Genomic DNA, 18,811 nt, shown 5'->3' on the forward strand with positions numbered 1-18,811 from the left:
ACTCCGGACAAGCCGCATCAGCGGCGCCGCTCCGGAATGACGCACCAAGAACAGAAAGCACCGGAGCCTCGCTCGGTGCAGGCCGGCCTCACCCTGCCCACGCCGCCTGGCTCAGTGAGCCACCGACTTTGAGAAGGCGTTGATCACGACGACGCCGGCGACGATCAGGCCCATGCCGATCACCGCCGGCAGGTCGAGCTTCTGCCCGAACAGGACGAGCGCGATCAGGCTGATCAAGACGATGCCGACGCCCGACCAGATCGCATAGGCGATGCCGACCGGCATGGTCCGCAATGTCAGCGACAGGAAGTAGAACGCGCTCGCGAAGGCGACCAGCGTGATCAGCGAGGGCACCGGCCGGGTGAACTGCTCGGACGCCTTCAGCGCCGAGGTGCCGATCACCTCGCTGACAATCGCGAATGCGAGATAAAGATAGCTCATGCGGCCTTGGCGCTCTTGAGGAACTCGCCCATCCGGCCGAGCGCCCGCTCGATATTCTCCAGCGAGTTGGCATAGGACAGGCGGATATAGCCCTCGCCATGCACGCCGAAATCCGGCCCGCCGATGGTCGCGACGCCGGTCTCCTCGAGCAGCGCCGAAGCGAGCTTCTTCGCCTTCCAGCCGGTCTGCGAGACATTCGGGAAAGCGTAGAACGCCCCCTTCGGCTCGATACAGGAGACGCCAGGCAGTTCGTTCAGCCCGGCGACGACCGCCTTCCGGCGCCGGTCGAACTCCGCCAGCATCATCGCGACCGCGTCCTGCGGGCCGGTCAGCGCCGCGAGCCCCGCCCATTGCGCCGGCGCGTTGACGCAGGAATGCGAGTTCACCGCGAGCTTGCGGGCATTGTCGTAGAGCGGCTTCGGCCAGATCGAGAAGCCCATGCGCCAGCCGGTCATGGCATAGGTCTTCGACCAGCCATTGAGCAGGATCAGCCGGTCGCGGATTTCCGGATAGCTCAAGAGGCAGACATGCTTCTCGCCGTCATAGAGCATCTGGTCGTAGATTTCATCCGACATCACGGCGACGTGGGGGAAGTTCGCAAGGCCGGCGACGAGCTTGTCGACCTCGGCCTTGGGCGTCACGCCGCCGGTCGGGTTCGCCGGCGAGTTGACGATCAGAAGTCGCGTCTTCGGCGTGATCAGCGACAGCGTCTCCTCGGCCGAGAAGGCGAAGCCGTTCGCCTCGCGGATCGGCACCGGCACCGGCGTCGCGCCGGTGTACTCGATCATCGAGCGATAGATCGGGAAGCCGGGATCGGGATAGAGGATCTCGGCGCCGGGCTCGCCGAACATCAGGATCGCCATGAACATGGTGACCTTGCCGCCCGGCACGATCATCACCTCTTCCGGCGAGACGTTCACGGCATAGCGCTTGTGCAGATCAGCCGCGACCGCCTCGCGCAGCGGCAGGATGCCATTCGCCGGCGTGTAGCCGTGATGGCCGTCGCGCAGCGCCTTCACCGCCGCCTCGACGATATGCTCCGGCGTCGGGAAATCCGGCTGGCCGATGCCGAGATTGATGATGTCCTTGCCCTGGCGCTGCAATTCGGTCGCCCGCGCCAGCACGGCGAAAGCGTTTTCCTCGCCGATCCGGGCGAAGGATGGGACGACCTGGAGCGTCATGGCGGTTTCCTCTTGCGCTTGTTGTCGCACCCGTCCCGCAGGCCGGGCCGGCCTTGTCCATCTGTCTTGGCCGCAAAGCCGCGCCCGGGCAAGCCTGCTCTCGGCCCCCGCATCTGCGCCCCTCGCCGGGCTGGGCCGCATTTGGAACACTTGCAAACTGCGCCGCCGCGACCTTTGCTGGTGCCGGGCGTGCATTGGCGATTGGCAGGCCGCTCAAAGCTGCTGTATGCAGAATACAGTAGCAACGGCAAGTGCGCTTGCCGTGCTGCCGTGGCCGGCATGACCTGTCGGTCAAATCGATTTAAAGACGATGCCGAAGCGGCTCGAAGGCCGCCTGGCCGCGAGAGGAAACGACGGGATGGCCAAGAGCCCCACAGGCAAGACGCCGAGCAAGTCTTCGAATGGCAAGAAGCCGGTCCGCAGGATCAAGCCGGAGCAGCTGCGCTCCAAGGCCTGGTTCGACAACCCCGCCAATGCCGACATGACCGCGCTCTATATCGAGCGCACCATGAATTTCGGCCTGTCGCGCGAGGAGTTGCAGTCGGGCCGCCCGATCATCGGCATCGCCCAGACCGGCTCCGACATCGCCCCCTGCAACCGCCATCATCTCGAGCTCGCCAGCCGCGTCCGCGACGGCATCCGCGAAATGGGCGGCGTGCCCTTCGAGTTCCCGATCCATCCGATCCAGGAAACCTGCAAGCGGCCGACCGCCTCGCTCGACCGCAACCTGCAATATCTCAGCCTAGTCGAGATCCTCTACGGCTACCCGATCGACGGTGTCGTGCTGACGACCGGCTGCGACAAGACCACCCCGGCCCAGATCATGGCGGCTGCGACGGTCGACATCCCGGCGATCGCCCTGCCGGGCGGCCCGATGCTGAACGGCGACTTCCGCGGCGAGCGCACCGGCTCGGGCACGATCGTCTGGAAGGCGCGCCAGATGATGGCGGCCGGCGAGATCGACTATCGCGGCTTCGTCGACCTCGTCGCCTCCTCGGCACCGTCGGCCGGCCACTGCAACACCATGGGCACGGCCTCGACCATGAACGCGCTCGCCGAGGCGATGGGCATGACCCTGCCCGGCGCGGCCGCCATTCCGGCCCCCTATCGTGACCGCTATGAGATGGCCTATCTCACCGGCCGCCGCATCGTCGAGATGGTCTGGGAGAACCTGATCCCCTCGAAGATCCTGACGCGTGAAGCCTTCGAGAACACCATCGTCATCAATTCGGCGATCGGCGGCTCGACCAATGCGCCGGTCCATGTCAACGCCATCGCCAAGCATATCGGCGTAGCCCTCGACAACGAGGACTGGACCAAGATCGGCTACGACACGCCGCTCCTGGTCAACATGCAGCCGGCCGGCGAGTATCTCGGCGAGGACTATTATCGCGCCGGCGGCCTGCCCGCCGTGATCGCCGAGCTGCTCGAGAAGGGCAAGCTCAAGCCGGCGATCACCGCCAATGGCCGCACCCACGAAGAAAACTGCAAGGGCTTCTTCGCGATCAACCGCGACGTCATCAAGAGCTATGACGAGCCGATGAAGAAGGAGGCCGGGTTCCTCAACCTCTCCGGCAACCTGTTCGACTCGGCGATCATGAAGACCTCGGTGATCACGCCGGAGTTCCGCAAGCGCTATCTCGAGAACCCGAAGGACCCGATGGCCTTCGAGGGCCGCGCCATCGTCTTCGACGGGCCGGAGGACTATCACCACCGCATCGACGATCCGGCGCTCGCCATCGACGAGCACTGCATCCTGTTCATCCGCGGCGTCGGGCCGATCGGCTATCCGGGCGCGGCAGAGGTGGTGAACATGCGGCCGCCGGATTACCTGATCAAGAAGGGCGTTTCCGCGCTGGCCTGCGTCGGCGATGGCCGCCAGTCCGGCACCTCGGGCTCGCCCTCGATCCTCAACGCCTCGCCGGAAGCGGCGACCGGCGGCGGGCTGGCTCTGCTCATCACCGGCGACAAGGTCCGCATCGACCTGAAGAAGCGCACGGCCAACATCCTGATCTCGGATGAGGAGCTGGCGCAGCGCCGGGCCGAGTTCAAGGCCAATGGCGGCTACAAGTATCCGAAGAGCCAGACCCCCTGGCAGGAGATCCAGCGCAAGATCGTCGGCGAGCTGTCCGAGGGCATGGTTCTCAAGCCGGCGGTCAAGTACCAGAAGATCCACAAGAAGTTCGGCGTGCCGCGCGACAACCACTGATCGCGCCCGCAACGATCGCGACGCCATACAGCGTCTACGACATCGCCCCGCCCGCGCCACAGCGCCGCGGGGCGATGCTCTTTCAGCCGCGAAGGATGCGTCGTCGGGATACGGGCCCGGGCCGCTCGCGGCGCCATCCGGCCCGCCTCAGGACACGGCATTCGCATGGCGCATCCCGGCTTGCCCCCCGATGCGGGGCTGCGGGGCTGACAAATCGGCGCAAGAACGACAGTATGGCGCCCCTAGACCGTTTTGAAACGATTTAAAATGGCGTACAGCCCGCAGGTCGAGATCTTCCGTAGGCTTCATGAAGCCGGCTGCTTCGTCATGCCCAATCCCTGGGACGAAGGCTCGGCGCGTTGGCTGCGCGGACAGGGCTTTCCGGCCCTGGCCTCGACCAGCGCCGGCTTCGCCTTCACCAGGGCCCGCGCCGACCAGGACGTGCCGCGCGACATGATGCTGGCGCATCTCGCCGAGCTGGTGAAGGCCGTGCCGGACCTGCCGATCAATGCCGATTTCGAGAACGGCTATGCCGACACGCCCGACGGCGTCGCCGCCAACGTCAAGCTCTGTATCGCGACCGGCGTAGCCGGCCTCTCGATCGAGGATGCGACCGGCCGCACCGAGGACCCGCTCTATCCGTTCGAGCTCGCGGTCGAGCGCGTCCGTGCCGCCCGCCGCGCCATCGACGAGACCGGCTCCGGCGCGCTGCTGACCGCCCGGGCCGAGTGCTTCCTGACCGGCCACCCCGATCCGCTGAACGAGTCGGCGCGCCGCATCAGCGCCTATGCGGAGGCGGGCGCCGACGTGCTCTATGCCCCCGGCCCGAAGACTGTGGCCGATATCGGCACCATCGTCGCCGCGGCCGGCGGCAAGCCGGTCAATACACTGGTCTATGGCGATTTCGGCCTCAGCGTTTCCGACATCGCCGCGGCCGGCACCCGCCGGATCTCGATCGGCGGAGCGCTCGCCCGCGCCGCCTGGGCAGCCTTCATCGAGGCCACCCGCCTGATCAAGGACGAGGGCAGTTTTCGGGGCTTTGCCGGCAATGGCGCCTCCGCCCCGCTCAACCCGTTCTTCCGCGATGATCTGAAGGCACGCTCGTGAGCGGACAACTCCTCATCGCGCCGGAATGGCTCGGCTGCAGCGGCCTCTGGCTGGTCGACGCCAAGGGCAAGCGCAAGCCGGTCGACGCCGAGGATGTCGGCCTCTCCGACGATCTTGCCGACCGGCTCGAAAGCTGGATGGATTCCTTCGACGCGATCTATGACGAGGCCGATGAAGCCGCCTCCGATTTCGGCAACCCGGTCGAGCGGCTCGCCTGGGAAGCCGAAGGCGCCGCTTTGGCGCAGGCCATCATCGACGAGCTCGGACCGGACTGGGACGTCACCCAGGACCTGAACGGCTGGCGCGAAAAGGCGACGAAATGAACCCGGTTCTGGACTGGACTCCCCCGCCCTTCCCGCCCGCCAAGGTCCTTGATGGCCGCTATTGCCGGCTCGAACCGATCGATCCGACCCGCCATTTCGACGAGATCTGGACGGCAATGGCCGGCCATGACGCGCTCTGGGAGTGGATGCCGGCCCATCCGCCCGAGGACAAGGCGGCCTATGGCGAGTTGCTGGCGACCATGGTCGCCAAGCCCGGCATCGTGCCCTTCGCCGTAATCGACAAGGCCGACGGCAAGGCCAAGGGCCATCTCTGGCTGATGGAGATCCGCCCCGAGCAGGGCGTCTTCGAGGTCGGCTACATCACCTACTCGCCGTCCTTGCAGCGCACCCGGGTGGCGAGCGAGGCGATCTATCTCTGCGGCGCCTATGGCTTCTCGCTCGGCTATCGCCGCTATGAGTGGAAGTGCAACAATCTCAACGAGCCCTCCAAGCGCGCCGCTCTGCGCTTCGGCTTCCAGTATGAGGGGCTTTTCCGCCAGCACATGGTGGTCAAGGGCCGCAACCGCGACACCGCCTGGTTCTCGATCACCGATGGCGAATGGCCGAAACGGGCCGAAGCCTTCGAGCGCTGGCTGGCGCCGGAGAATTTCGATGCGGAAGGCCGGCAGAAGACCTCGCTGACGGATTTCATGAAGCAGGCGAAAGCAGCCTGACATGTCGCTGCGCCGCGCCTCGACGGACGATATCCCGGCGATCGCCGCGCTGACCGAGGCTGCCTATCTGCCGAATGAGAGCATCATCGGCGTGCCCTCGCTGCCGCGCATCGCCGACTATCATCAGGTGCTGGCGGGGCATGAAGTCTGGCTCGCCGAAACCGGCGCAGAGCTCGACGGCGTCCTGGTGCTCGAGGAGGAGCCGGCGAAGTTCACGCTCTGGAGCATCGCCGTGGCGCCGGCCGCCGCAGGCCGGAAGATCGGCTCGACCTTGATGAATTTCGCTGAGGAGAGGGCCCGAGCGCTCGGCCACGACGCCATCCACCTCTATACCCATGCCAGGCTTGCCGAGCGCATCGGCTGGTATGAGCGGCTGGGCTACCAGACCACACATTTCGAGGATCTGCCGGACCGCCGGCTGATCCATATGCGCAAGAACCTCCGATAGTCGGAAAGTACAAGGAAGAAGCACAATGGCTGGACGTTTGAAGGGCAAGGTTGCGGTCGTCACCGCGGCTGGACAGGGCATTGGCCGCGCGATCGCCGAGGCCTTCGTCGCCGAGGGCGCGACCGTCTGGGCGACCGACAAGGACGTCGCCTTGCTCGAGGGCATTCCGAAGGCCAAGAAGCGCAAGCTCGACGTGCTCTCGACCAAGGCGGTCGAGGCCTTCGCCGAAAAGGTCGGCACCATCGACATCCTCGTCAACGCCGCCGGCTTCGTGCATCACGGCACCGTGCTGGAATGCGACGACAAGGCCTGGGAGTTCTCCTTCGACCTCAACGTCAAGTCGATGCACCGCACGATCAAGGCCTTCGTCCCCGGCATGCTCGCCGCCGGCAAGGGCTCGATCGTCAACATCGCCTCGGGCGCCGGCTCGGTGCGCGGCATCCCGAACCGCTATGTCTACGGCGCGACCAAGGCGGCGGTGATCGGCCTGACCAAGGCGGTCGCGGCGGACTACATCAAGAAGGGCATCCGCTCGAACGCGATCTGCCCCGGCACGATCCAGTCGCCCTCGCTCGACCAGCGCATCATCGAGCTCGCCAAGGTTACGAACACGACCGAGGCCCAGGCGCGCCAGGCCTTCATCGATCGCCAGCCCATGGCCCGTCTCGGCACCGCCGAGGAGATCGCCTGGCTCGCCGTCTATCTCGCTTCCGACGAGGCGAGCTACACCACCGGCCAGATCCACCTCGCCGATGGCGGCTTCGCGCTCTGAGGCGCCTTCCACTCGGCTGGAAACAGCCGAGCGGAAATCACTCCTGCCAGGTCAATAAGTCGAGCCTGTTCGGATCGCTGAGAGTAGCTTTCCTCTTTGCCGAACAGGCTCCGGCAATCGGAGCGACGCCATGCATGTCCTGATCACCGGCGCCAGCGGCATGATCGGCCAGCGCCTTGCCGCGCGCCTGGCGCGCGAAGGCGCCTGCAATGATCGGCCGATCTCGCGCCTGACCCTGACCGATGTCGTCGCTCCACCAAGGCCGACCGGCTTTTCCGGAGAGATCGAGACCCGTACCGAGGATGCCGGCGACCCAGCAGTCGCTGCTGCGCTCGCGGCTCTGCGGCCCGACCTCGTCTTCCACCTCGCCGCGATCATCTCCGGCGAGGCGGAACGCGATTTCGACAAGGGCTATCGCATCAACCTCGACGGCATGCGCAACCTCTTGGAGGCGATCCGGCAGGAGGGCATCCGCAACGGGCCTTACGTCCCCAAGCTGGTCTTCTCCTCGTCGAGCGGGATCTTCGGCGCCCCCTTCCCGGCTTCGATCTCGGACGAATTCCACGTCACGCCGCTGACCAGCTACGGCACCCAGAAGGCGATCGGCGAACTCCTGCTCGCCGACTATGCACGCCGCGGGCTCGTTGAGGGCGTCGGCGTCCGCTTCCCCTCGATCGTGATCCGTCCGGGCAAGCCCAATGCCTCGGCCGGCGGCTTCTTCTCCGGCATCATCCGCGAGCCGCTGCAGGGGCTGGAGGCGCTGCTGCCGGTCGAGGACAGCGTGCTCTTCAGCCATGCCAGCCCGCGTTCGGCCGTGGGCTTCCTGATCCATGCCGCCGGCCTCGGCCGCGAACAGCTCGGCCCGCGCATCAATCTGAGCATGCCCGGCGTCTGCGTCACCGTCGGCGAGCAGATCGAAGCGCTGCGCCGGATCGCCGGCGACAAGGCGGTGAAGCTGATCCGGCGCGCGCCCGACAAGGCGGCCTCCGATATCGTCAAGGGCTGGCCGACCCGCTTCGACGCCGCCCGCGCCATCGCTCTCGGCTTCAAGGCCGAGAAGGATTTCGACGAGATCATCCGCATCCATATCGAGGACGACCTCGGCGGCCATCTCCCCAACTGATCAATCAGACAATCGAGGAAACACCCATGCATATTCTCGTTCTCGGCGGCGCCGGCATGGTCGGCCGCAAGTTCATCGAGCGGCTGGCACGCGACAAGCAGCTCGGAGGCAAGCCGGTCGACAAGGTCACGGCGCAGGACATCTTCCCGGCCAGCCCGCCGGCCAACGCCCCCTTCGCCTTCGAGACGCTGACTTCCGACCTGTCGCAGCCCGGCGAGGCCGAGAAGCTGATCGCCTCGCGCCCCGAGCTGATCATCCATCTCGCCGCCGTCGTCTCCGGCGAGGCCGAGGCCGATTTCGACAAGGGCTACCGCATCAATCTCGACGGCACGCGCTATCTCTTCGAGGCGATCCGCCAGGCCGGCGACGGCTACAAGCCGCGCGTGGTCTTCACCTCCTCGGTCGCCGTCTTCGGCGCGCCCTTCCATGACAAGATCGAGGACGAGTTCTTCACCACGCCGCTGACCAGCTACGGCACCCAGAAGGCGATCGGCGAGCTCCTGCTCTGCGACTATAGCCGCCGCGGCTTCTTCGACGGCGTCGGCATCCGCCTGCCGACCATCTGCGTGCGCCCGGGTACGCCGAACAAGGCCGCCTCCGGCTTCTTCTCCAACATCATCCGCGAGCCGCTGAACGGCCAGGAAGCGGTGCTGCCCGTCTCCGACCAGGTCCGCCACTGGCATGCCTCGCCGCGCTCGGCCGTCGGCTTCCTCGTCCATGCCGCGACCATGGACACCGCCGCGATCGGCCCGCGCCGCGCCCTGACCATGCCGGGCTATTCCTGCACGGTCGCCGAGCAGATCGAGACCCTGCGCAAGGTCGCCGGCGAGAACGTCGTCAAGCGCATCCGCCGCGAGATCGATCCGGTGATCGACAAGATCGTCGCCGGCTGGCCGCGGAACTTTAACGCCCAGCGCGCGACCGCGCTCGGCTTCAAGGCCGAGGCGAATTTCGAGGAGATCATCCGCGTCCATATCGAGGATGAGCTCGGCGGCAAGTTCGTCGCGTAAGGACCGAAGGTCGAATGCCTCCACCGTCATGCTCGGCCTTGTGCCGAGCATGACGAGAGAGGCCTTCAGGCAGAAAGCTAACCTGTCCTAAGGCAGCTTCTTCAGCATCAGTGGTGCACCGACCGCCGGGTCCTTGCGCCATTGCCCGTCCTCGAAGACGAGCTCGACCTTGTGGCCCTTGCGGGCGATCAGCTCGAGCCGGCCGGCGACATAGCGCCAGGCCACGGGCGAGAAGATCGTCAGGCCAGTGTCGGTGCAAGCGCCTTCGAAGCTCGCGACGGTCGCGCCTGCGGTCTCGGAGGCCGCCGCTGTCAGGGAAAGCCTGCAGACCTCCCGCCCCGGCTGGCGCATCGCCGCATATCGGCCCGGCACGCTCTCGATCGCCGGCGCCTGCGCCGGATCGACCGGGGTACGCCGGCTCGCGGCGGTCGCCGCCAGTTCGGCGGCGCTCGGCGCCGGGCGCGCCGCGACGCGGGCATGGCCCTTGGGGTCGAGCCCGTATTGCGCGCCGTCGCTCCCCTTGCCGCGCCGCCCGGCCGCGCCGGCCTTCTCGTCGAAGGCGATCAGCACCTTGCCCGCCCCATCGATCAGGCGCGGAGCGCCGGCCGAGCCCAGATCCCAGCCGGCGGCCTCGTTCAGGATCGGCAGCGCCCGCCGGCAGGTCGCCGGAAAGCGCAATTGCCAGCCTTTCGCCGCAGGCTCCGTGCCAAAAGTGACGGTGCAGCTGCGCGGCGCGCCGATCTTCTCGATCTCCCAGGCTCCGGCCAGCGCGCGCGGCGCGGTTGCCGGCCTGCCCGCGGGTTGCCCCTGCGCGAAAACCGGGCCGGCGAGCAGAAGGAGCCCGGCGGCGAGCGCCGCGAGCCCCTTCGCTTGGCGGGTGGAGATCAGGCCTTCATCCATGGCGTCTCGACGACCGGGGTCAGCGGCCCCTTGCCGTCGAACCACGAATTCAGATTGTCGACCAGGAGCTGGCCCATCTGCTCGCGGGTGTGCACCGAGGCCGAGCCGACATGCGGCAGCAGCACGACATGGTCGAGCGCGATCAGTTCGGCCGGCACGCGCGGCTCGTCCTCGAACACGTCGAGGCCGGCGGAGAGGATGGTCTTGTCCTGCAGCGCCTTGATCAGCGCCTGCTCGTCGATCACCGTGCCTCGGCCGACATTGACGACGATGCCGTTCGGCCCAAGCGCCTTCAGCACCTCGGCATTGATGATGTGATAGGTCGAGTCACCCCCCGGGGCGACCGAGACGAGCGTGTCGACATCCTGTGCCATCTCGACCAGCGAGGGGTAATAGCGATAGGCGACATCGGCTTGGCGCGAGCGGCCATGATAGGCGATCTCGACCCCGAAGGCCTCGAGGCGATGCGCCACCGCCTTGCCGATCCGCCCGAGCCCGACGATGCCGATCTTGCGCTTGCGCAGCGAGGTGGTCAGCGGATAGGCGCCGGCGAGCCACTTGCCCTCGCGCAGATAGCGGTCGACCTGCGGCAATTGCCGGACGGTCGAAAGCAGGAGCCCGAGAGCGAGGTCGGCGACCTCGTCGGTCAGCACGTCCGGCGTGTTGGTGACGACGAGCCCGCGCCTTCCGGCCTCGGCAGCGTCGACATTGTCGTAGCCGACGCCGAAATTCGAGACGATCTCGAGCTTGGGCAGCGCATCGAACAGGGCGCCGTCGATCTTGATATGCGCGCCACCGCCGGCGACGCCGCGCACCCGGTCCCTGAGCTCGGCGAGCGCGGCGGCCTTGTCCTCGGCCTTCCAGAGTTCGTGCACGATGAAGCGTGCCTTGAGCTGGTCGGCGGCATAGGCCATCAGCGGCCCGGTCATGATGATCTCGATCTTGTTCTGCGCGGTCATGGGGCCTGTGCTCTCGTGGACGTGAACGGATACGCGTATCCGGGTTGATTTCAAAATATTAAAACGATTAAATGAAGCGTAGTGGCTCCAGCTCGATCCGCCCACCGGGGCGGATGCATCGCCGGGTCGCCCGCAGAGCAGAGACGGCCCGAGGCGCCGCTTCCCTGCCGAGCCACCAATCCCGGCATTTATAGTATGACTTATTCACGGCCCGGCTCGCCTTTTTCCGACGAGCGGCCGGCCAGCAATCGCAGGGTGCTGTTCAGGCTGTCGATCACCAGCCCGCTCATCCGGGCCGCGGCGAGATCCCCATCGCGCTGGCTGATCGCATCCAGCACCCGCTCGTGATCCACCAGTGACGCCGTGAAGAAGAAGCGGTCGTCCGGCGCCTTCAGGAACAGCGACCACTGGATCGTGGCGCAGACGGCCGGCGCGAGGCATTGCAGCGGCGGGTTGCGCGTCGCCTCGAAGATCGCCTCGTGGAAAGCGAGATCGGCCTGCACGGTCGGCTCGGCATAGGGAGGATTCACCGTCATGCCGCGATAGGCAGCCTCGATCCGTGCGAGGTCGTCCTCGCTGCGCCGCTGTGCCGCCAACCGCGCTGCGCTAGGCTCGACGAAAAGTCGCAACTCGAAGAGATCGCGAATGAATTTCTCGTTCGGGTCGGCCTCGAAATGCCAGGCCAGGACATCGGGATCGAGCAGGTTCCAGGATTCGCGAGGCGCGACGCGGGTGCCGCTTTTCGGCCTCGCCTCGACCATCCCCTTGCCGGTCAGGAATTTCACGGCCTCGCGATAGGCCGTGCGCGACACGGAGATCTCGCCGCGGATGCCGTCCTCGTTCGGCAACAGATCACCAGCCCGCGAGGCGCCGCTGATGATCGAGACCGCCAGCTTATGGGCGACCTGTCCGAACAGCCGGTCGGGACTCAGCATCCTCGCCCGCGAAGTGTCGCGCATCCGCATCCGCTTCGGCTTTCCTCCGCGCCACGCCGCCTTCCGGCGACGTCGGCGCTCTTCTGGCCGAGCGCTTGACACGCCCGTTCGTATCGTATGACTTTATCCGGGAACGGGAGCTACGCAACAGGCGAGGATTTGCCTGCATTGCGGCGCGCCTTGGTCATCGGCCCGGAGAAGCCGAGACCAATGGGATTGCGGCTATGCCGCCGGGGTGCGATCACTCGTCCCCGAAGGAAACTAAGACCGGGAGACGCCAAGATGGCCTCAGTCCAGATCGCCGATGTGCGCAAGGCCTATGGCTCGACGCAGGTCATCCACGGTGTAGACATCGACATCGACGACGGCGAGTTCGTCATCCTGGTCGGTCCCTCCGGCTGCGGCAAGTCAACCCTTTTGCGCATGATCGCCGGGCTAGAGAACATCACCGGCGGCGAGATCCGCATCGGCCCGCGCGTCGTCAACGACGTGCCGCCGAAAGAGCGCGACATCGCCATGGTCTTCCAGAACTATGCGCTCTATCCGCATATGACGGTGGCCGACAACATGGCCTTCTCGATGAAGCTGCGGAAGGCGCCGCAGGCCGAGATCGACGAGCGCGTCAACAAGGCCGCCGGCATTCTCGGCCTCGACAAGCTGCTCGACCGCTATCCGCGCCAGCTCTCGGGCGGCCAGCGCCAGCGCGTCGCCATGGGCCGCGCCATCGTCCGCGACCCGCAGGTCTTCCTGTTCGACGAGCCACTCTCAAATCTCGACGCCAAGCTGCGCGTCCAGATGCGCACCGAGATCAAGGAGCTGCACCAGCGCCTCAAGACCACGACAGTCTACGTCACCCACGACCAGATCGAGGCCATGACCATGGCCGACAAGATCGTGGTGATGCATGACGGCATCGTCGAGCAGATGGGCGCGCCGCTCGACCTCTACGACAACCCGGCCAACCTCTTCGTCGCCGCCTTCATCGGCTCGCCCTCGATGAATCTGCTGAAGGGCACGATCCGCGCCAACGGCTTCGAGACCGAGGGCGGCGTGATCTGGCCGGTCGGCCAGCATCCGGCCGATTCGAACGGGCGCGCCGCCGTGATGGGCATCCGCCCCGAGCACATCCTGCTCGACCCGGCCGGCCTGCCGGCCGAAGTCGTGGTGATCGAACCGATGGGCTCGGAGACGCAGGTGGTCGTCCGCTGCGGCGGCCAGGATCTGACCTGCATCTTCCGCGAGCGCATCACCGCCAAGCCGGGCGAGAACATCCACATCCGGCCCGACACCTCGGTCACGCATCTCTTCGACGCCGCGACCGGCAAGCGCATCTGATCATCCGCTGCTCCGCCCAATGGGGGCGCCGCCCCCGGGGCGGCGTCGCGCATCCGCCGACTACAAACCCTGACGAGGCTCCCATGTAGGGCCTCGCGGTCCAACGGAGGAGCTGACCCATGACGATTTCCAGACGTGACGTATTGATCGGCGGCGCCGGACTCGCCGCCGGCGCAACGCTTGCCGCACCCTCGATCGCCCAGACCGCCAATATCGAGAAGGGCGCGACCCTGCGCGTCCTGCGTCCGACCAAGTTCGTCGATCCCGACCAAGCGATCTTCGACGAGAACACCGCCGCCTTCACCAAGGCGACTGGCGTCCAGGTCCGCGTCGACTATGCGAGTTGGGAAGACCTGCGCCCGCAGACGGCGGTGACCGCGAACACCGGCGCTGGCCCCGACGTCGTCGTCGGCTGGGCCGACGACCCTCACATCTTTGCCGACAAGCTGGTCGACCTGACTGGTATCGCCGAGGACCTCGGCAAGAAATACGGCGGCTGGTACCCGATCGCCGAGAAATACGGCAAGAAGGACAAGACCAACACCTGGATCTCGATCCCGATGGGCGGCTCGGGCGGCCCGGCGGTCTATCGCGAATCCTGGGTCAAGGAAGCGGGCTTCGACAAGTTCCCGACCGACCATGCCGGTTTCCTCGACCTCTGCCGCAAGCTCAAGGCCAATGGCCACCCGGCGGGCTTTGCCCTCGGCAATGCCGTCGGCGACGGTAATGCCTTCTGCAACTGGCTCGTCTGGTCGCATGGCGGCTACATGGTCGACGAGAACAACAAGGTCGCGATCAACTCGAAAGAGACGATCGAGGCGCTGAAATACGCCAAGGCGCTCTACGAGACCTTCATTCCGGGTACGCTTTCCTGGCTCGACATCAGCAACAACAAGGCGCTGACGGCCGGTGAAGTCGGCCTGACGCAGAACGGCGTCTCGCTCTACTTCTCGATCAAGAACTCGAAGGACGAGAAGATCGCGGCGATCGGCAAGGACCTCAACCATGCCCAGATGCCGGTCGGTGCCGGCGTCGGACGGGCGACCGAGACGGCGCTGGTCATCAACGCCATGGTGTTCAAGCACACCAAGTTCCCGAACGCGGCCAAGGAATATCTCCGCTTCATGATGGAGAAGGAACAGTACGATAAGTGGCTGACCGGCTGCTTCGGCTACTGGACCCAGCCGCTCAAGGCCTACGCCAACAGCAAGGTCTGGGAGAGCGATCCGAAGATCCTGGTCTATCGCGACACCTGGGAGCGCGCTCTGTGGAGCGGCTACAAGGGCGCGATCACCGAGGCCGCCGGCACCGTCAACGCCGAATACGTCATGGTGCAGATGGTCGCCTCGGTCTGCGCCGGCCAGGCGACGCCCGAACAGGCCGCTGCGGAAGCCGAGCGCCGCGCCAAGCGCTACTACCGCACCTGATCCGTCACGACCGCGCCGCCGCCACCGCGGCGGCGCGGCTTCTCACGGGAAATCGCGCCATGACGATCGCGGCCGAGGCTCGGGCCGGCCACCAGTTCTCCCAGGGCTGGTTGACGCGCCTGTTCGACTACAAGCCATTTCTGGTTTTCATCTGCCTGCTGCCGGCACTGGGCCTGCTGCTGGTCTTTCTGAGCTATCCGCTCGGCCTCGGCGTCTGGCTTGCCTTCACCGACACCCGCATCGGCCGCGCCGGCTATTTCATCGGCTTCGAGAACTTCCAGTCGCTCTGGCACGATCCGGTCTTCATCACATCGGTCTGGAACACGCTGCTCTATACGGGCGTCGCGACCATCGGGAAGTTCGGGCTCGGCCTCTGGCTGGCGCTGCTGCTCAACAACCACCTGCCGTTCAAATCGCTGCTGCGCGCGCTGATCCTGGTGCCCTGGATCGTCCCGACCGTGCTCTCGGCGATCGCCTTCTGGTGGATCTACGATCCGCAGTTCTCGATCATCTCCTATATCCTGGTCGATGTGCTCGGCTGGCGCGAAACCTATATCGACTTCCTCGGCGCCCCCTGGCCGGCACGCTTCTCCCTGATCGCCGCCAACATCTGGCGCGGCATCCCCTTCGTCGCGATCTCGCTGCTCGCCGGCCTGCAGACCATCTCGCCGGCGCTCTACGAAGCGGCGATGCTCGACGGCGCCAATGCCTGGCAGCGCTTCCGGCATGTGACGCTGCCGATGCTGATGCCGATCCTGGCGGTGGTGCTGACCTTCTCGGTGCTGTTCACCTTCACCGATTTCCAGCTCGTCTACGCCATCACGCGCGGCGGGCCGATCAACTCCACCCATCTGATGGCGACGCTCGCCTTCCAGCGCGGCATCCCCGGCGGCCAGCTCGGCGAGGGCGCGGCGATCGCGGTCGCGATGATCCCCTTCCTCGTGATGGCGACGCTGTTCAGCTACTTCGCGCTCGCCCGCCGCAAATGGCAGCAGGGAGAAGACAATGACTGATCACGCTGCCGCGGAGCGCCCGCATCTGGTCGAGAAGGAGCAGGCCGGCGTCATCGACTGGTCGTCGGGGCCGCGCCGCTTCATCACCCTCTATCTGCCGCTTTCGCTCTTCGTGATCGTGCTGCTCTTCCCATTCTACTGGATGGCGATCACCGCGATCAAACCGAACTCGGAACTCTACGACTACAAGAACAACAACCCGTTCTGGGTGAAGTCGCCGACGCTGGAGAACATCAACAAGCTGCTTTTCCAGACCGATTACCCGCAATGGCTGCTGACGACGATGACCGTCGCCACGGTCGCGACGGCCCTCTCCTTGTTCTCCAGCGTGCTCGCCGCCTATGCGATCCAGCGCCTGAAGTTCAAGGGCTCGCAATATGTCGGGCTCGGGATCTATCTCGCCTATCTGGTGCCGCCCTCGATCCTGTTCATCCCCATGGCGACGTTGATCTTCCAGCTCGGTCTGTTCGACTCGCAATGGGCGCTGATCCTGACCTATCCGACCTTTCTGATCCCGTTCTGCACCTGGCTGCTGATCGGCTATTTCAAGTCGATCCCCTTCGAGCTTGAGGAATGCGCCATGATCGACGGCGCGACCCGTTTGCAGACGCTCTGGAAGATCACCTTGCCGCTGGCGCTGCCCGGGCTGATCTCGGCCGGCATCTTCGCCTTCACCCTGTCCTGGAACGAGTTCATCTACGCGCTGGCCTTCATCCAGTCGGCCGAAAAGAAGACCGTGCCCGTCGCCGTCCTGACCCAGCTCGTCGAGGGCGACGTCTACCATTGGGGCTCGCTGATGGCCGGCGCCCTGCTCGGCTCGATCCCGGTCGCCCTGCTCTATTCCTTCTTCGTCGACTATTACGTCGCCTCGCTCACCGGCGCGGTGAAGGAATGAGCCCCTGCCGGGCCCGTCCAGGGACGGGCCCATTGTCAGCAAAAAGGTTGGTTTTGTGAGTTCGATCGCCTTCGTCGGTCTCGGCGCCATGGGTGCGCCGATGGCCGAGAATCTCGTCAAGAAGCAGTTCCGCGTCACCGGTTTCGACATGCGCCAGCAGGCGCGCGACGCCCTAGCCGCAGCCGGCGGTCATGCCGCGGCGAGCGCCGGCGAAGCGGCGCAAGGTGCGGATGCCCTGATCCTGATGGTCGTCAATGCCGCTCAGGCCCGCTCCGTGCTGTTCGAGGCCGGGGCGCTCGCCGCCCTCGCGCCCGCGGCGAGCGTCATCCTGATGGCGACCTGCCCGCCCGGCGAGGTCGAGGCGATCGCCGCCGAAGTCGAGAAGAGCGGCCGCCGCTTCGTCGACGCGCCGGTCTCCGGCGGCGTCAACGGCGCCCGCAACGGCACGCTGACGATCATGGCCGGCGCCTCGCAGGAGAGTTTCGACGCCGGCAAGCCGATGCTCGACGCGATGGGCGACAAGGTCTTCCACGTTGGCCTGAAGCCCGGCCAGGGCGCGACCGTGAAGACCGTCAACCAGCTGCTCTGCGGCGTCCATATCGCCGTTGCCGCCGAGGCCCTCTCGCTGGCCCAGAAAGCCGGGATCGACGGCAAGCTGCTGTTCGAGATCATGGGCGGCTCGGCCGCCTCCTCCTGGATGCTCAGGGATCGCGGCCCGCGCATGCTCGACGACGAGCCGCCGGTCGCCAGCGCGGTCGACATCTTCGTCAAGGATCTCGGCATCGTGCTCGATGCCGGCCGGGCCGCGAAGGCCGCGCTGCCGCTGGCGGCCACGGCACACCAGATGTTCCTTGCAGCTTCGGGCCTCGGCCATGGCGGGCGCGACGACTCGCAGGTCGTCCGCGCCTATCGCGCGCTGAACCCCAAAGCTGCCAACGATGCCTGAAACCGGACTGGATGACGCCGCCTTCGCACGGGCTCGTCCGCAGGCGGGGCAACCGCTCGCCGGCGCGAGGCCGGGGTGCCCTGCCCTATTTCCTGCGGGGCGGAGCCGTGGTGCCGCGCACCACGAGATCCGGCTTCAGCACGACCCTGCGCGCCGGTGCGGCCGGCTCGGCGATGCGGCGCAGCAGCATCTCGGCCGATTGGCGCCCCATATCGTCCTGAAAATTCTTGATCGTCGTCAGCGCCGGATACCATTGCGCCGCTTCCTGGACATCGTCGCAGCCGACCAGCGAGAAGTCTTCGCCGGCCTCGAGCCCGCAATGGCGCAGGCCGAGCATCGCCCCGAAGGCGGTGAGGTCGTTGAAGCAGACCGCAGCCGTCGGCGGGTCCTCCACCGAAAGCACCTTCTGGACGCCTTTCAGCCCGTTCTCGCGCGTTCCCCAGGCGGAATAGACCAGTGCCGGGTCGAGCGGCAGACCGTGTTTGGCGAGCATGTCGCGATAGCCACGATAGCGATTGCAGCCGGTCGAAATCAGCTTGCTCTCGCCGAGGAAGGCAATGCGGCGATGGCCGAGCTCCAGCAGATGCTCCATCGCCAGCATGGTGCCGTGCCGGTCGTCGGAACCGACGAAGTCGAGATCGACGCCCTCGATCTCGCGCGAAAGCTGGACGAGCGGCACCTGCGCCGCCATCAGATGGGCCAGCGTCTCCGCCGTGCTGCCGCCGGCCGGGCAGATGATCATCCCGTCGGGCCGGTATTCCTTCAGCGTGTTGAGCACGCGGTCCTGACGTTCCAGGTTCTCCGCATAGGTTCCGAGAAGGATCGAGCGGCCATGGGCGGCAGCCGTTTCCTCGATCGCCGCCAGGAGCTCGGCGAAATAGGGGTTGGTGATGTCGTGGAAGCCGACGCCGAGAATATTGGTCCGGTCGGTCCGCAGCGAGGCGGCGCTGCGGTTGTAGCTGTATCCCATCTCGCGGGCGATCTTCTGCACGCGATGCTTGGTCGCGTCGGCGACGAGCGGACTGCCGCGCAGCGCGAGCGAGACTGTCGCCGTCGAGACGTCGAGGTGATCGGCGATGATCTGCAAGGTAACACGCCCTCGCCCGCCCAAGC

At 66.3% G+C, this 18,811-nt stretch carries 19 protein-coding genes; 13 read left to right on the forward strand and 6 right to left on the reverse strand.

What is annotated here, in order from left to right; genetic code table 11:
• Nucleotides 1-111: 111 nt before the first annotated feature.
• Nucleotides 112-441, reverse strand: a complete 330-nt coding sequence (locus J0J10_RS06550) for an SMR family transporter (protein ID WP_291645781.1) — start codon at nucleotides 439-441, stop codon at nucleotides 112-114.
• The gene (locus tag J0J10_RS06555; protein WP_291637604.1) at nucleotides 438-1,622 is read right to left on the reverse strand and encodes a pyridoxal phosphate-dependent aminotransferase; all 1,185 of its coding nucleotides are present in this window, start codon (nucleotides 1,620-1,622) and stop codon (nucleotides 438-440) included. The genes J0J10_RS06550 and J0J10_RS06555 overlap by 4 nt, the downstream gene beginning before the upstream one ends.
• Before the next feature lie 358 nt (nucleotides 1,623-1,980).
• Here J0J10_RS06555 and J0J10_RS06560 point away from each other — a divergent pair, with 358 nt between their 5' ends.
• The 8 genes from J0J10_RS06560 (at nucleotide 1,981) to denD (J0J10_RS06595) (ending at nucleotide 9,288) form a co-directional block, all read left to right on the forward strand.
• Complete coding sequence (locus J0J10_RS06560) at nucleotides 1,981-3,831, forward strand: IlvD/Edd family dehydratase (RefSeq protein WP_291637602.1); 1,851 nt, start codon at nucleotides 1,981-1,983, stop codon at nucleotides 3,829-3,831.
• A gap of 267 nt (nucleotides 3,832-4,098) precedes the next feature.
• On the forward strand, nucleotides 4,099-4,938 hold the full coding sequence (locus J0J10_RS06565; protein WP_291645782.1) for an isocitrate lyase/PEP mutase family protein: 840 nt from the start codon (nucleotides 4,099-4,101) through the stop codon (nucleotides 4,936-4,938).
• Nucleotides 4,935-5,261 (forward strand): hypothetical protein, encoded by a 327-nt coding sequence (locus J0J10_RS06570; RefSeq protein WP_291645783.1) that lies wholly within the window; start codon nucleotides 4,935-4,937, stop codon nucleotides 5,259-5,261. The genes J0J10_RS06565 and J0J10_RS06570 overlap by 4 nt, the downstream gene beginning before the upstream one ends.
• On the forward strand, nucleotides 5,258-5,935 hold the full coding sequence (locus J0J10_RS06575) for a GNAT family N-acetyltransferase (RefSeq protein WP_291645784.1): 678 nt from the start codon (nucleotides 5,258-5,260) through the stop codon (nucleotides 5,933-5,935). Before J0J10_RS06570 ends, J0J10_RS06575 begins: the two co-directional genes overlap by 4 nt.
• Nucleotide 5,936: 1 nt before the next feature.
• Nucleotides 5,937-6,383 carry a GNAT family N-acetyltransferase gene (locus tag J0J10_RS06580; RefSeq protein WP_291645785.1) on the forward strand — a complete coding sequence of 149 codons (447 nt, stop codon included), beginning with the start codon at nucleotides 5,937-5,939 and terminating at the stop codon, nucleotides 6,381-6,383.
• A gap of 25 nt (nucleotides 6,384-6,408) precedes the next feature.
• Entirely contained in the window at nucleotides 6,409-7,155 is a 747-nt protein-coding gene (locus tag J0J10_RS06585) for an SDR family oxidoreductase (protein WP_066477402.1), read from the forward strand.
• Nucleotides 7,156-7,285: 130 nt separating this feature from the next.
• Nucleotides 7,286-8,278 carry a D-erythronate dehydrogenase gene (gene denD / locus J0J10_RS06590; protein ID WP_291645786.1) on the forward strand — a complete coding sequence of 331 codons (993 nt, stop codon included), beginning with the start codon at nucleotides 7,286-7,288 and terminating at the stop codon, nucleotides 8,276-8,278.
• Between the two features lie 26 nt (nucleotides 8,279-8,304).
• On the forward strand, nucleotides 8,305-9,288 hold the full coding sequence (gene denD / locus J0J10_RS06595; RefSeq protein WP_291645787.1) for a D-erythronate dehydrogenase: 984 nt from the start codon (nucleotides 8,305-8,307) through the stop codon (nucleotides 9,286-9,288).
• 87 nt (nucleotides 9,289-9,375) lie between these two features.
• Here the strand turns inward: denD (J0J10_RS06595) and J0J10_RS06600 are convergent, their stop codons facing one another.
• The 3 genes from J0J10_RS06600 to J0J10_RS06610 all read right to left on the reverse strand — a co-directional run bounded on the left by J0J10_RS06600 (nucleotide 9,376) and on the right by J0J10_RS06610 (nucleotide 12,106).
• The gene (locus J0J10_RS06600; protein WP_291645788.1) at nucleotides 9,376-10,188 is read right to left on the reverse strand and encodes an AprI/Inh family metalloprotease inhibitor; all 813 of its coding nucleotides are present in this window, start codon (nucleotides 10,186-10,188) and stop codon (nucleotides 9,376-9,378) included.
• The gene (locus J0J10_RS06605; protein ID WP_291645789.1) at nucleotides 10,173-11,147 is read right to left on the reverse strand and encodes a 2-hydroxyacid dehydrogenase; all 975 of its coding nucleotides are present in this window, start codon (nucleotides 11,145-11,147) and stop codon (nucleotides 10,173-10,175) included. Before J0J10_RS06605 ends, J0J10_RS06600 begins: the two co-directional genes overlap by 16 nt.
• Nucleotides 11,148-11,347: 200 nt before the next feature.
• Nucleotides 11,348-12,106 (reverse strand): FadR/GntR family transcriptional regulator, encoded by a 759-nt coding sequence (locus tag J0J10_RS06610; RefSeq protein ID WP_291645790.1) that lies wholly within the window; start codon nucleotides 12,104-12,106, stop codon nucleotides 11,348-11,350.
• Between the two features lie 258 nt (nucleotides 12,107-12,364).
• On the opposite strand from J0J10_RS06610, the gene J0J10_RS06615 reads away from it, so the two are divergent.
• The 5 genes from J0J10_RS06615 (at nucleotide 12,365) to J0J10_RS06635 (ending at nucleotide 17,698) form a co-directional block, all read left to right on the forward strand.
• Nucleotides 12,365-13,417, forward strand: a complete 1,053-nt coding sequence (locus J0J10_RS06615) for an ABC transporter ATP-binding protein (RefSeq protein ID WP_291641394.1) — start codon at nucleotides 12,365-12,367, stop codon at nucleotides 13,415-13,417.
• 119 nt (nucleotides 13,418-13,536) lie between these two features.
• Nucleotides 13,537-14,844, forward strand: coding sequence for an ABC transporter substrate-binding protein (locus J0J10_RS06620; RefSeq protein ID WP_291645791.1), 1,308 nt, complete (start codon nucleotides 13,537-13,539; stop codon nucleotides 14,842-14,844).
• Nucleotides 14,845-14,903: 59 nt separating this feature from the next.
• Nucleotides 14,904-15,857: a carbohydrate ABC transporter permease gene (locus tag J0J10_RS06625; protein ID WP_291645792.1), complete on the forward strand. Its 954-nt coding sequence runs from the start codon at nucleotides 14,904-14,906 to the stop codon at nucleotides 15,855-15,857.
• Nucleotides 15,850-16,752, forward strand: a complete 903-nt coding sequence (locus J0J10_RS06630) for a carbohydrate ABC transporter permease (protein WP_291645793.1) — start codon at nucleotides 15,850-15,852, stop codon at nucleotides 16,750-16,752. The genes J0J10_RS06625 and J0J10_RS06630 overlap by 8 nt, the downstream gene beginning before the upstream one ends.
• 55 nt (nucleotides 16,753-16,807) lie before the next feature.
• A complete protein-coding gene (locus J0J10_RS06635; protein WP_291645794.1) occupies nucleotides 16,808-17,698 on the forward strand; it encodes an NAD(P)-dependent oxidoreductase in 891 nt (296 codons plus the stop codon).
• An 85-nt stretch (nucleotides 17,699-17,783) separates the two neighbouring features.
• Here the strand turns inward: J0J10_RS06635 and J0J10_RS06640 are convergent, their stop codons facing one another.
• Complete coding sequence (locus tag J0J10_RS06640; protein WP_291645795.1) at nucleotides 17,784-18,785, reverse strand: LacI family DNA-binding transcriptional regulator; 1,002 nt, start codon at nucleotides 18,783-18,785, stop codon at nucleotides 17,784-17,786.
• Between the last annotated feature and the right edge of the window lie 26 nt (nucleotides 18,786-18,811).

It is taken from the genome of Allobosea sp. (assembly GCF_017308075.1).
Lineage (GTDB): Bacteria > Pseudomonadota > Alphaproteobacteria > Rhizobiales > Beijerinckiaceae > Allobosea.